Origin of the sequence: Ferdinandcohnia sp. QZ13 (assembly GCF_031324165.1) — a bacterium.
Classification (GTDB): Bacteria; Bacillota; Bacilli; order Bacillales; family Bacillaceae_L; genus Ferdinandcohnia.
The window spans coordinates 959,247-972,824 of the sequence record NZ_JAVIVW010000015.1 but is presented as its reverse complement, the minus strand read 5'-3'; the positions used below and the strand labels follow the sequence as shown (position 1 = coordinate 972,824).

Genomic DNA, 13,578 nt, shown 5'->3' with positions numbered 1-13,578 from the left:
TCACTTTTCTTTTTTTTCGTTCTGTTCACTTATTAACTCATCTACCAATGTTTCCGCAGCACGACGGTAAAATTGACTAGCTGTAATAAAAGATAAAATCAAAAGTACTTTTTTCAATTGTTTATCTGCGGCAGAACCCATCTCTTCTGCTACATTATTCATTTTGGTCTCGATGTCCCTTTTGAATTCCTCCCCATTTTTACCAAACAGGGCAAGATAACTTTTATAAAAATCCTCAAGGTTAAACGCTTCTTCATCCATAACCCGTTGATTTACGGGATTAAGGGTCGCTTTTATATCATTGATTGATATTCCACTTTTAAGCTGATAAATCAAGCTTAATAAAATCAAATGCTCCCTTGAATATTTCTTATTTTTAATCGGGATTAGCAGTTTTCCTTTTGCGTAATTATTGATCATGGTCTTCGTTAGGATCTTTTCGTCCTCATTTCTTTTAGCCGTGTTAAATGTATTTTCAAAGAGCTGAATGACCTGATCCATATATAAATCAATCTGTGGAATATCTTCTAAAAAGATATTTTTATCAATTTCTAATACTTTGAGTAAATCCTTCTCCTCCACTTTAACAACCTCATTTTTCCAATGATTTGTTATTTAGTTTACCTTATAACCACCAAGAAGTAAATCTTGACTATATGATATAATGCGCATATGATTATATGTAGTATTAAAAACCACATGTGGTAGTAACGTGAAAAAATAATGGTAAGCGGGGATAAATATGAAAATTATATGCTTTGGTGATAGTTTAACGAGAGGTGTCTCTTTTGTGAAAGGTCGCATGCGAATTTTAAAAGAGAATTATCCAGCTATTTTACAGCAGTTCGCATCTGATCATTTCACTGTTATGAACAAAGGTGTTTTTAATGATAACTCAGATTTATTATTGTCCCGTGTTGAGAAAGATGTGATTTCCGAACATCCGGACTACGTGATTATTAATATTGGCGGTAATGACTGCAATTTTAAATGGGATGAAGTGGCTGAAAAACCCGAAGCAGAGCATCAACCAATTGTCCCGATTGACCGATATATAGAAAATCTAAAACAATTGATTATAAAAATACAAGATTCGAATAGTACTCCTATTTTGATGACATTGCCACCCCTTGACCCTGTTCGCTATTACAAGCTGCTTGCCGAAAAATATGGAAGCTCAATTAGTCATTGGATTAGTCTTCAAGGAGGAATTGAGCACTGGCATGGCCTTTATAACCGCAGTATTAATAGCTTAGCTGAGCAATTAAGTGTGCTAAAGATTGATGTTCGTTCAGCTATGAAACATAAAGGGGACCTAAAAGACTTTATTAGTGATGATGGCATTCATTTGACAGGTGAAGGTTATAAAACAATGAGTAATGAAGTTTTTAATTCATTATTAAAAAATGCAACGATTTGAAATGTCTCCAGTACCGGAGGCATTTTTCTTTTTCACGTAGAATACATCTCGTGTATTGTGAAAACACTGTATATCAATGGACATAAACGAAAGAGAAAGCTAAGATTAACTATATTGAGTGGGGGCTTTAACCCCGACTCAATATAGTTAAAGCCTCCGGCGGATGCCACAGATTTTCAAAGGAAACTTTTCGAGCATGAGATCAAAGACTAAGAACGCCACGTCCTGATGTCTTCGTCTTTGTGACCCACCTCGTGTAGGCTTAAAAATCTGGGCGCAAATACGCCAAGGCGCATTTGATTAGATGAAAATGAGAAAAGGTAGATGAAAAGCATGTACTATAAATCTGATTATGTGATTACGATGAAGGATATTGTCCGTGAGGGACACCCGATTTTAGCACAAAAAACGGAAGAGGTTCCTGTGCCATTGTCTGAAGAAGACAAAGAATCCCTAATTAGTATGATGAATTATTTGAAAAATAGCCAAGACCCTGAGCTTGCAAAAAAATATGGCTTACGACCAGGAGTTGGTTTATCTGCAAACCAAGTCGGTTTGGATAAGCGCATGTTTGTCACTTACTTTACCGACTTTGATGATACATTATATGAGTATCATATCGTCAATCCGAAAATTATCAGCCATTCTGTATCGATGACGTATTTGCCTGAAGGAGAAGGGTGTCTTTCTGTTGATCGCCCAGTAGAAGGCTATGTTCCAAGATATGAAAAAATTAAGATAAAAGCGTTCGATATTCATGGACAAGAGATTTTGCTTCGTTTAAAAGGGTATGCCTCCATCGTATTTCAACATGAAATGGACCATTTGAACGGAATCATGTTCTACGATCACATCAACAAAGAGAATCCATTTAAGTTACCAGAAAATGTGGCAATAAAAAGCTTATATTAAAAATAGATGGAGGGGTTTGGTTTTGAAGTATAACTTTAATGAATCGATTAATCGATTACAGACGAACTCAGTGAAATGGGATGAGGTAGAAAACTTGTTTGGAGACAAAGAAATCCTTCCGATGTGGGTGGCTGATATGGATTTCAAATCACCACAGCCTGTTATTGAAGCCTTAAAAAAGAGAGCTGATCACGGAATTTACGGATATACAACAAGACCTGACTCCTATTATGAAGCAACAGTGGGGTGGATGAAGCGTCGTCATAATTGGACGATTGAAAAGGATTGGATTACCTTTACACCAGGTGTCGTACCCGCACTTGGTATTATTGTCCAAAGCTTTACGAACCCAGGTGATAAGATAATCATTCAGCAACCCGTTTATTACCCCTTTATGAGTGTAATTGAAAAAAATGGCCGGGAAATAGTCAATAATCCGTTACGACTTGAAAATGGACGTTATTACATGGATTTTGAGGACCTTGAGAAAAAGATTGATCCATCTGTAAAAATGATCATAATTTCAAATCCACACAATCCTGTCGGTCGAGTTTGGGAGCAAGATGAACTCACAAAACTAGGAGAAATTTGTTTAAAGCACAATATACTGGTTGTTTCAGATGAAATTCACTCTGACCTTGTATATGAAGGGAATATACATACTCCATTTGCATCAATATCCGATAATTTTGCCGGGCGTTCGATAACGTGCACTGCACCAAGCAAAACCTTTAATCTTGCAGGCTTGCAAACATCCAATATGATTATTCCGAACCAAGAACTTCGTGAAAGGTTTAATAAAGCTCTCGAAGATCGCTTTATTGGCATGACCAATACATTTGGGGTAACTGCCTTAATCGCTGCATACGAGGAAGGAGAAGAATGGCTGGATCAGCTCCTTGTTTATTTAAAAGGGAATCTTGATTTTCTAAACGAGTATATTAAGTCGAACATCCCAGAGGTAAAAGTAATTAAGCCAGATGCAACATACCTTGTGTGGCTTGATTGCCGTGAGCTTGGATTGGATGCAAAAAAATTAGAAGAAGTCATCCAAAAACAAGGGAAAGTCGCATTTGATGAAGGGTACATTTTTGGAAAAGAAGGAGAAGGCTTTACAAGAATCAACATTGCCTGCCCGAGGGCGCTGTTGGAAGAAGGCTTAAAAAGGTTTAGTGAAGCACTCAAAAAATAGTTCATATAAAAAGCTTGAAGGAGCGAAACCTTCAAGCTTTTAATCGTTAATATTCCGGATTAAATGTTTCCTTTTGTTTTCGGACGAGACATAGGATACCTGCGACTAAATAAAGGATACTTGAGATAATCGAGATAAGGACTGTTGCAAGTGCACTAAGCACAGCTACGATAATTAAAATAATCCCAGCCGCCTTTGGATGTTTATCTCCCTTTAATAGAACAAGTGAAACAATTCCAAGAATAATAGCAAGAATGCCAACGATGATAAAATACCAGCCTCCAGCCGCGACCATATCAGTCATGAATCCCATATCGATTCCTTCAAGAGCTGGATCTGTAGCAGCCATGTTCTCCATTTCCTGTGTAAATGCATTATCCCCACTAAGACCTAGAAACATAAACCCAAATAAACTAATTAATGCAAAAAAACAAGCTCCAATAATCGTTAATACAATTTCACCTGTACGTTTCATAAGATGGTTTCCCCCTCGAAAAAATGTTTCTTTTTGATTGTACTATACAGTAAATAGTATGCAATCCCTTTTTCCTAAACCTCTCCAAAAATGGAATTAACCTATATACGAAAAGAGACGGAAAAAGGTTTCAAAAAAGATGTGAAAAAGAGTATATCTATTTTAAAATCATCTCATAGGAAATTAAAGGGATTATTTCAAACCTGTTAATAGAATATTAAAAAAATTTTGCAAATCGCAAATGATTTGTGTTAACCTAGGAATGTAGGAGTTGAATTGGTAATTATACCAAATTAACCCAAAATAGTAGACTGGTAGTGTCCTCATTCCTGAGGGTCTACATAAAAAAATAATAGGGGGAATGCAAATGCTAAAGAAGTACTCATTTCTTACTTTGCTATTAGCATTGGTTTTAGTCATTGCGGCTTGCAGCAGTGATAACACGAATGGTGAGGACAAGGATGAAGGCGGAGAAGGTAGCGGAAAATCCGGTACAGTAGATCTTCTCATGGGTACGGGTAGCCAAGGTGGTACCTATTTCCCACTTGGTGCAGAAATGGCGAATGTTTGGAACAAGAATATTGAAAGCGTTAACGTAACATCAACAGAGTCTGGTGCGTCTGTAGAAAACCTGGCGAAAATCTCTAATGGGGAATTTGACCTTGGTATGACTGTTAATCTACCTGCCTATGATGCTCTAAAAGGTACTGGTGATTTCGAGGGTAAGAAGGTTGAGAACTTTGCCTTTATCGGACATATTTACCCAGAGGTTCTTCAAATTATTACCCGTGAAAGTACGGGTGTGGAAACAATCGCTGACCTTAAAGGAAAGAGGATTGCAATTGGACCTCCAGGAAGTGGAACACAAGCAGCAACGAAAGCGGTATTAGCAGCTTATGGTATTAACGATGGGGATTATGAGGCATACCAAGAAGGATTTGGTGATGCAAAGTCGAAGCTTCAGGATGGAACAATTGATGCTTCATTCGGATTATTAGGATTACCAGATGCGGGAATAGATGAACTTCAAGCTTCAGTAAAAGATGTCAAATTCTTAGAGGTAACAGGTGATGAGCTAAAAACGGTTGAAGAAACCAGTGGTTATTCTGGCTACACAATCAAAGCGGGCTCATATGAATGGTTAAAAGAGGATGCCAATGTTGTATCCGCATTTGCTGTTCTAGTTGCCAACACCGATACAGTGGATGATGAACTAGCATACCAACTTGCAAAGGTTATGATTGAAAAAGCAAGTGAAAACACACATGCTCAGGCAGCGCATATGACGAAAGAAAATGCGCTTAGCGGATTAGGAGATTTACCAATCCATCCAGGTGCAGAAAAGTATTATAAGGAAGTTGGAATACTAGATTAATAACCTTAGAAAAAGGGGCTTGACACAATGTGTTTTGCCCTTTTTTTACCAATAGTTTATGATCAGGTGGTGAGAATAATGAAATGGTGGAAGAATAAGGAGATGAGCGATTCAAATAAGCTTACTCAACAGGATGAAAAACTAACGACAGAGGAAATTCTTGAAAAATACGACCGGGAAAGTACGTACCGACGAAACCTAGGAAAGTGGAAGTGGGTCGTTCTCATTTTGGCAGTTGGTCTTACAATCTTCCATTTATTCACAGGATATCGGGGTGCGTTCGAGGCACGTATTCAAGGACCGATTCATTTAGGAACGGCGCTTGGCTTAATCTTCTTGTTGTATCCTGTAAAAAAAGGACTTCATCGTAAGCAAAAGGGAATACCTTGGTATGATGTAGTCTTAGCAATTATTTCATTAGGTGTCGGTTATTATAATGTCATATTTTATGAGGAGCTTGTAACGGAGCGAATTGTCTTTGGGTATACGACGCCAGACTTTATTGTAGCAACATTAGGGGTTTTACTTGTTCTCGAAGCAGCAAGAAGATGTGTTGGATTACCGATTGTGATTGTTTCAAGTGTGGCGATCCTTTATGCGTTATATGGAAACTTGATCCCTACGAAACTATTTGCGCACCGTGGATTTTCTTGGGATACATTAGTTACTGATTTGTATTTAACAACGAAAGGAATCTACAGTACACCAATTCAAGTGTCTTCGACTTTTATCTTTTTATTCTTATTTTTTGGTGTAATGTTAATCCGAACCGGTGTCGGACAATTTTTCAATGACATTGCATTTGCCATTACAGGCAGGTTTACGGGTGGTCAAGCAAAAGCAGCAGTCGTTGCAAGTGCCTTGCAAGGAATGGTTTCAGGTAGCTCAGTAGCAAATACGGTTGGATCTGGTTCTTTTACCATTCCGATGATGAAAAAAGCGGGGTATAAGCCAGAGTTTGCAGCTGCAGCTGAAGCTTCCGCATCAACTGGTGGTCAAATTATGCCGCCAATCATGGGGGCAGCAGCATTTATCATGGCTTCTTATACAAATATTCCGTATAGCCAAATCATGATTATTGCCATCATTCCAGCGATTCTCTATTTTTTAGGTGTATTCTTAGGAGTTCATTTTGAATCTAAAAAGATTGGAATTGTTGGGGCTCCAAAGGAGACTTTACCAAAAGCAAAGAAATTAATGCTTGAGCGAGGGTACTTATTGTTACCACTCATCGTTATTTTTTATACATTGTTAACCGGTAAAACGCCAATGCGTGCTGCTTTACTTGCTATACTAGTTTCATTCTTAGTAAGTCTTGTTCGTAAAGACACAAGAATGTCTTTAAAAAGCATGGTTGGAGCACTTGAGGAAGGTGCAAGAGTTGCCTTGCCAGTAATCGCTGCCTGTGCATCAGCCGGAATCATTGTTGGAGTCGTTGTTCAAACAGGACTTGGTGGACGTATTGCAGATGGAATCATTGCATTAGGTGGAGGTAGCCTCATTCTTACGTTATTCTTTACCATGATTGCTTGCTTAATTCTTGGTATGGGTCTTCCTACAACTGCAAACTACGTTGTTACAGCAACAATGGCAGCACCTGCATTAATCCTTGGATTAGACGTTCCGGTTCTCGCTGCTCATATGTTTGTATTCTATTTTGGAATTGTAGCAGACATTACTCCACCGGTTTGCTTAGCTGCCTATGCTGGAGCAGGTTTAGCGAGGGCAAATCCATTTTCGACGGGAGTTACGGCAACAAAGTTAGCAACTGCTGCATATATCATTCCATTTATCTTTGTAATCAACCCACAGATGCTCTTAATAGACTATGAGATTCCATTCTTAACCATATCAGTGATAACTGCGATTATTGGCATGATTGGAATAAGTACAGCAATGGTAGGCTTCTTCATAAGAAGAACTTTTATTTGGGAGCGAATTATTCTATTTGCAGCAGGTCTTTCACTTGTTTCACCGAGTATTTATTTCGGAGCTGCAGGTGTAATTGCCTTATTGGCCATTTTATTTATCCAATCACGACGACCAAAAGAAAATATTCAATCTCCAACTGTATCACTAAGCTAAGGCTCTACCACCCTTTTAGAAAGGGTGGTTTTTTACTGTTTTTGTAGAATGAAAAATGAATTCGAGAAGCCTATTTACTTCCACGTCCGTCCTACTTTATAATGAAATAAATATTTCAAACATTATTAATGTGAAATATTAATTTCAAAGGGGTGTGTTCGATTGACATTATTTCATTCTAACCAAAGGCTTAACTCAGAAAAAACAAGTAGGTCAGCAAACTATTTTTTGAATGCAAAATCCGTGATACCTGGTGGAGTTTCTGCGAACATTAAATTCTTTTCACCGCATCCGATTTTTATGGAAAAAGGAAATGGGAGCCGTTTAGTTGATGTAGATGGAAATGAATATATTGATTATTTATTATGCTATGGAGCGCTTCTTCTTGGGCATGGCCACCCAGAAATTACGTCTGCTGTAAATAATCAATTTGTCACTGCAGGTACAGCTGTATTTGGTGCGCCTCATTTGTTGGAAGTAGAAATGGCAAATAAACTAATTGATTATTTTCCAGGTATTGAGATGGTTCGCTATACCAATTCGGGCCTAGAGGCAACTTTACTAGCGATTCGGATTGCACAAGCGTATACAGGGAAAACGACTCTCGCAAAATTTGAAGGTCATTATCATGGAGGCTATAATGAAGTTTTGTTAAGCGTAAATCCAACAATCGATGAGGCTGGTCATGAGAAGAGACCAAACTCTGTACCAGAATCGAAAGGAATATCGGAGCGCTATGTCGAAAATACAGTTATTCTCCCATTTAACGATTTAGAATCAACAACACAGTTATTACAAAAATATAAAGATGAAGTTGCAGCTGTGATAATTGAACCAGTTCAAGGTGGATTTATCCCAGCTGAAAAGAGTTTTATGGATGGGCTTCGGAAATTAACCAAGGATCTTGGGATACTTTTAATCTTTGACGAGGTTAAGACTGGATTTCGTTTAACGCTAGGAGGAGCACAATCAATTTATGGTATAAAACCTGACCTTACGGCACTTGGAAAAGTGTTGGGTGGAGGTTTTCCAATTGGAGCAGTTGGTGGACTTCAAGATATTATGGAGATAATGGATCCTTCGAATGGGGGAGATATTTTATCAGCAGGTGGAAAGGCTGCGCAGAAAGAAGATGTTTTATTTCATAGTGGAACGTATAATGGTCATCCGATTGTCTTAGCAGCAGGATTAGCAACCATCAAAGTTCTCGAAGGAGCGAATGTGTACCCTGAATTAATACAAAAGACGGATTACCTTCGTTCAAGCCTTGAAAAACTTTACAACTCATATGGGATCCCTATGCAGACTGTTGGGATGGGGAGTATTTTTAATATTGTGCATGCTAATCATCAAATTCGAAATTACCGTGATTTAATTAAGGCAGATATGAAATTCCGTAAAAAACTGGATGATGAGCTTTTAAAGCTTGGAATCTATACAAAACCACTTAATCGCTATTCAATGTCTATTGTACATTCAGAAGAAGATTTAAATGAAACCATCAGTAAGCATGAAAAAGCGATTAGGAGAGTGAAAGGAATCGAGTAAGAAGATGGAAGAGGTATACCAAAACATCACCAATAAATTAACTGAAATGAGTAAATCACAACGTAAAATTGCAACGTATGTATTGGCACATACAGACTCTGTTCCATTTTTTACAGTTGGACAGCTTGCGAAAATGGCAGGTGTTAGTGAAGCGACTGTTGTTCGTTTTTCTACATTTCTTGGATATAGTGGATATCCCGAGTGGCAAAAAGCGATGCAAGATTCCGTGAAAAGGCAACTTACCACGGTGGAAAGGTTAAAAATCTCTGATGATATTTATGACTCGGAGGATAAAGCCGTTTATGAAATGTTTCAGGAGGAAGTAGGCCGAATTCAAAAGATGGCAGACCAATTCGATATAACTGCGTTCCGTCAGGCAGTTCAAGCAATTATCGATGCAAAACGAATTTTTATTGTTGCGAATCGAAGTGCAATTTCACTTGGTTCCTTTTTAGAGTTTTATTTGGACCTCTTGTTTGAAAATACAGAGTTAATTAGAAACCCGAATGGTATTTCTGAAAAGTTATTTCGAATAAATAATGAGGATACCGTAATCGGACTAAGCTTTGCGAGATATACGAAAAATACAATTGATGCTATATCATTCGCAAAAGATCGGGGGGCAAATGTAATTGCGATTACAGATACGATACTTTCACCCTTGATTCCCTATGCCGATATTACTCTTTGCTCGCCTAGCGAAATGCCGTCCTATATTGATTCGTTTGTTGCTCCGTTAAGTTTAGTGAATGCTTTATTAACGGAAGTGGGGCGAAAAAAGCGGGGAGAAATTGAAAAACATCTTACTGATTTAGAGGAAGTGTGGGATCGGTTTCAAATTTTTCATAAATAACGACGTGCCTCAAATGGCACGCCGTTTATTTATGAGTGTTCCTTAATTTATTTCGATCAAGGTTTGAAGGAGGTTCCTGCATCCATCCTCGTTCAACTAAAAGATTAAAGCCTTTTGCGGCATATAAGAAAATCTCACCTATTGTTTTTGTATAAAAAGCGATTAAATCTGTCCTCATCGATAATGATTGGGCATGTCCAATAAGAGTAATATCGATTGCGTTAAGAGCATGGAAGAGCGTCAAAATGAGTTTATCGGAAAACGGAGAAACGGTCGAACCTGTTACCTCCATAGAGATAGAGGTTGTACCCATGAGATTCTCCTCTTTAAATAAGTCATTAATAAAAGTTATTTGCATCTCAGAAATCTTTCTTCCTTCTTTAATAAATTCCAAGATTTCCTTGTCTTGGACCACCTGCTGAAATCCCATACAAAGGACAATCGCAAAGTAATTCCGTTCAATATTAAAAAACATATCGGTTATTTCTACCACATTTAATGGTCTTTTTCCACCGATTACTTTAGTTAGATAAGATTTCTTTTCAATATACTCATTTTCAGTAGGATAGACGACCATTGGTGGTCGGTCATACATTCCTTTTTCAAGCATTAACTGTGTGGCCTCATTATATTGTATTAATGCATCAGAAAGACAATTAGAAAAAAATGATCGCACATCTTCTCTAGTGATATTTGATGTAATGAAACTAAAATTAATCATGTTCATACGACTCATCGCATAAACAAATGTGAGAGCAAAAGGATCGTAAAACAGTGGTGGGGCGGACAAGTTTAAATCCTCATCACCAAATGCATCAGGTATGGGGATCTTCTCTTGTGAAAAAACTTCCTTTATTTGTTTCATTTGCCCACTATAGATGCGATCAGACTGTTTCAAGATAGCTTTAATTTCTTCATCTTGTAAATGGTGAAGGAAATATTTGATTAAACAAATGGTCATACTACCCTGGATGTAAGTTGTCCACAAACCACCAATTTCAGCACTAGATAAGCGAACATTATGCTTATCCACGAGGCCACCTCCCCGAATCATCATCTATGGGTAGTATTTGGTTAAATGTTCAATTCTATTCTTTTGCGTGGAGACGCACTACATCAATTTATCCTTTCATTGAACGATACAATTTATCTAATTCCTCATTTATTATTTTCATTTCTTCATAAGCCTCATCCGTCTTCTTTGGGTTACCAGTTGAAATTCCTTCAAGCTGCATATTCATGGCTTCCATGTATTGTTCAATCGACGCTTGAACATGACTTCTTAGTTCATGCAAATTTTCATTAGTGGGCTGATCATCAAGCTCAATTAGGTTGTAAATATACATGGCCTCTTCGTTCGCGATTTGCATCGTTTCAATGGCTGCCTCAAGTCCATCCTCTTTTTTCATTTCATCCAAAAGCATATCTAGTTCTTCATTAAGTTGGATAAATTTTTGAACATGACTTTCCAAGCTATTTAATAATGCCAGGTCCTTCTGCGAGAGATTTTGATCAAGGGTGCTGAACAGTTCTGAGGCTGTCTTTGAATTTGCAGTGCATCCTATTAAAAATGTTAGTAAAATAAATAGAAAAATGATTTTTCGACTCATACTTCCCCTCCTAAAAACGTATATAAAAGAATATGAAACTTGTCCGAGTTATATGACAATTGACAAATGGAATGGAGTATATTATCTTGAAATTAAGATACTTTAATTTGAGTTATTAATTAAATTTCAAGTTGGAAATACTAGAACGACCATTTTTTTGGAGGGAATTATAATGAAGCATATTTTCCGAGAAGGCAAAGATAAGACAAAACCAACATTACTCTTGTTACATGGAACAGGTGGAACTGAATCTGATTTATTGCCGCTTGCTCCACATATTGATGAAGATGCGTCAGTATTAAGTGTCCGTGGAAATGTATCAGAAAATGGCATGCCTCGCTTTTTTCGTCGCTTAGCCGAGGGTGTTTTTGATATAGAGGATCTTATTTTCCGAACAAAAGAATTAAATGATTTTCTCGATGAAGCGGCAAAAGAATATTCATTCGATCGAAATAACATAGTGGCTATCGGATATTCAAATGGAGCCAATATCGCGGGAAGCCTATTGTTCCATTACAAGGATGCATTAAAAGGAGCTATCCTACATCATCCGATGGTGCCAAGACGTGACATTGAATTACCAGACCAATCAGGTATACCAGTCTTCATCGCAGCCGGTAAAAATGACCCGATTTGTCCTGCACAAGAAACCATTGACCTTCAAAACCTTTTACAAAATGCAAATGCAGATGTAAAGGTTCACTGGGAAAACCATGGACATATGTTAACCGGAACAGAGGTTGCAGCCGCAGCTGAGTGGTATAAAAAGCATTTCTAAACAGGGATAATTAAGTCCGATTGCGCTTTAATCTAGTCGAATTGCGCGATAGCAAACTGAACATGCCCCTGTCAAGTAGACACTATTAAAAACGCACAAAATTAAGCTGCTTGAGTCCTATATTCAACAGGACTCATTTCTAATTTCGTTTGGATACGTTTATTGTTATAATAATGAATATAAGCTTCTACTGCTTGTCGCACTTCTATCACTGTTTCAGGGTGGCTGAAACAAGGCATTTCACATTTCAAATGCCCAAAGAAGTTCTCTATGCAAGCATTGTCCCAGCAGTTGCCTCTGCGGGACATAGATTGGCTAATACCCATTTCTTGTAGTCGCTTCATATACCGATGGTTTGTGAATTGAGTACCTTGATCGCTATGCATGATCGCTCTATTCTCAAACCCTCTTTTTTTCAATGCATCTAACGCTCTATATACTAGTTTCATCCCCTGATTCGTTCCAAGTGAATGAGCTACTATTTCCCCGTTGAATAGGTCTTTTATTGCACATAAATACATCCATTTCTGAGAACCTTTTTCCACTTCAATATATGTAATATCAATCGCTAATTTAATCCCAGGTCTCATCGCACGAAAATTTCTATCCAATATATTCGGTATTAATCCATTTGGTTGAGGTCTATTTTTGAACTTCTTTCTTCGAACCTTACACTGTAATCCATATTTACGCATGATTCTAGAAATTCGTTTCTCATTAACAACCAACCCATAATCTTTCTTTAACCCAATTTTAATTCGCTTTCTACCAACTGTTCCTGGATTATCAGTAAATATCTTGTGAATATAAAGAAATAGAGATTCATCTATCCTATCTTGATTATTGCTTCCGTTCCTTTTTAACCATTTATAGTAACCAGAACGTGATACCTCCGTTATTTCCACCAATTTTGTGACTGGGTATTCAGTTGAATAAGCATGAATAAAAGCGTATTGTTCTTCCTTATCGTTCACCCCCTTTTTAGATCCAACAACTTTTTTAAGTATTCATTCTCCAACTTTAGTAATTCGAACTCTTCTTCTAACGTCTTTTTCTTCTTACTCTTCCCCTTACTTTTCTGTCCCCTAGAATTGTTTAATGCAGAGTACCCCTCGGCTCTCACCTTCTCTACCCAGTCATATACTCTACGTTGATTTTTTATCTCAAATTTCGTTGCCAATTCAGCCGCAGAATATCCCTCTAAGAACATCTCTACAACTTGCTTCTTTAAATCATATGGATAATTACTTTGAATACTCATTTTTACACTCTCCCTAAACTAAATGTAACATTTTGAGAGTGCGTTTTTCTAAAGTTGTCTACCATATGG

General features: G+C 37.5%; 14 protein-coding genes. 8 read left to right on the top strand and 6 right to left on the bottom strand.

All coding sequences use genetic code 11. From position 1 onward, the window contains the following. Nucleotides 1-582 carry a DUF1836 domain-containing protein gene (locus RGU12_RS18590; protein ID WP_309537353.1) on the bottom strand — a complete coding sequence of 194 codons (582 nt, stop codon included), beginning with the start codon at nt 580-582 and terminating at the stop codon, nt 1-3. 160 nt (nt 583-742) lie between these two features. Here RGU12_RS18590 and RGU12_RS18585 point away from each other — a divergent pair, with 160 nt between their 5' ends. From RGU12_RS18585 to RGU12_RS18575, 3 genes are all read left to right on the top strand, one after another. Further along, nucleotides 743-1,420, top strand: coding sequence for an SGNH/GDSL hydrolase family protein (locus RGU12_RS18585; RefSeq protein ID WP_309537352.1), 678 nt, complete (start codon nt 743-745; stop codon nt 1,418-1,420). A 324-nt stretch (nt 1,421-1,744) separates the two neighbouring features. Continuing rightward, the gene (def, locus tag RGU12_RS18580; RefSeq protein ID WP_309537351.1) at nt 1,745-2,332 is read left to right on the top strand and encodes a peptide deformylase; all 588 of its coding nucleotides are present in this window, start codon (nt 1,745-1,747) and stop codon (nt 2,330-2,332) included. A gap of 22 nt (nt 2,333-2,354) precedes the next feature. Next, nucleotides 2,355-3,524, top strand: a complete 1,170-nt coding sequence (locus tag RGU12_RS18575) for a MalY/PatB family protein (protein WP_309537350.1) — start codon at nt 2,355-2,357, stop codon at nt 3,522-3,524. A gap of 46 nt (nt 3,525-3,570) precedes the next feature. On the opposite strand, the gene RGU12_RS18570 is transcribed toward RGU12_RS18575, so the two are convergent. Beyond that, entirely contained in the window at nt 3,571-3,999 is a 429-nt protein-coding gene (locus RGU12_RS18570; protein ID WP_309537349.1) for a DUF4064 domain-containing protein, read from the bottom strand. Nucleotides 4,000-4,366: 367 nt separating this feature from the next. On the opposite strand from RGU12_RS18570, the gene RGU12_RS18565 reads away from it, so the two are divergent. From RGU12_RS18565 to RGU12_RS18550, 4 genes are all read left to right on the top strand, one after another. Beyond that, nucleotides 4,367-5,374, top strand: a complete 1,008-nt coding sequence (locus RGU12_RS18565; protein WP_309537348.1) for a TAXI family TRAP transporter solute-binding subunit — start codon at nt 4,367-4,369, stop codon at nt 5,372-5,374. Between the two features lie 78 nt (nt 5,375-5,452). Next, nucleotides 5,453-7,459, top strand: a complete 2,007-nt coding sequence (locus tag RGU12_RS18560; protein ID WP_309537347.1) for a TRAP transporter permease — start codon at nt 5,453-5,455, stop codon at nt 7,457-7,459. A 162-nt stretch (nt 7,460-7,621) separates the two neighbouring features. Beyond that, complete coding sequence (locus tag RGU12_RS18555; RefSeq protein ID WP_309537346.1) at nt 7,622-9,007, top strand: aspartate aminotransferase family protein; 1,386 nt, start codon at nt 7,622-7,624, stop codon at nt 9,005-9,007. Nucleotides 9,008-9,011: 4 nt separating this feature from the next. Continuing rightward, nucleotides 9,012-9,860: a MurR/RpiR family transcriptional regulator gene (locus tag RGU12_RS18550; protein ID WP_309537345.1), complete on the top strand. Its 849-nt coding sequence runs from the start codon at nt 9,012-9,014 to the stop codon at nt 9,858-9,860. Nucleotides 9,861-9,885: 25 nt separating this feature from the next. Here RGU12_RS18550 and RGU12_RS18545 read toward each other — a convergent pair whose 3' ends face one another. Both RGU12_RS18545 and RGU12_RS18540 read right to left on the bottom strand, forming a co-directional pair. Next, the gene (locus RGU12_RS18545) at nt 9,886-10,893 is read right to left on the bottom strand and encodes a DUF3231 family protein (protein WP_309537344.1); all 1,008 of its coding nucleotides are present in this window, start codon (nt 10,891-10,893) and stop codon (nt 9,886-9,888) included. Between the two features lie 88 nt (nt 10,894-10,981). Continuing rightward, nucleotides 10,982-11,470, bottom strand: a complete 489-nt coding sequence (locus RGU12_RS18540) for a hypothetical protein (protein WP_309537343.1) — start codon at nt 11,468-11,470, stop codon at nt 10,982-10,984. 172 nt (nt 11,471-11,642) lie between these two features. Here RGU12_RS18540 and RGU12_RS18535 point away from each other — a divergent pair, with 172 nt between their 5' ends. Beyond that, nucleotides 11,643-12,248, top strand: coding sequence for an alpha/beta hydrolase (locus RGU12_RS18535; RefSeq protein ID WP_309537342.1), 606 nt, complete (start codon nt 11,643-11,645; stop codon nt 12,246-12,248). A 101-nt stretch (nt 12,249-12,349) separates the two neighbouring features. Here the strand turns inward: RGU12_RS18535 and RGU12_RS18530 are convergent, their stop codons facing one another. Together RGU12_RS18530 and RGU12_RS18525 are read right to left on the bottom strand one after the other, a co-directional pair. Beyond that, entirely contained in the window at nt 12,350-13,222 is an 873-nt protein-coding gene (locus tag RGU12_RS18530) for an IS3 family transposase (protein WP_309537341.1), read from the bottom strand. Then, nucleotides 13,219-13,509: a helix-turn-helix domain-containing protein gene (locus RGU12_RS18525; protein WP_309537340.1), complete on the bottom strand. Its 291-nt coding sequence runs from the start codon at nt 13,507-13,509 to the stop codon at nt 13,219-13,221. The genes RGU12_RS18530 and RGU12_RS18525 overlap by 4 nt, the downstream gene beginning before the upstream one ends. Nucleotides 13,510-13,578: the final 69 nt, after the last annotated feature.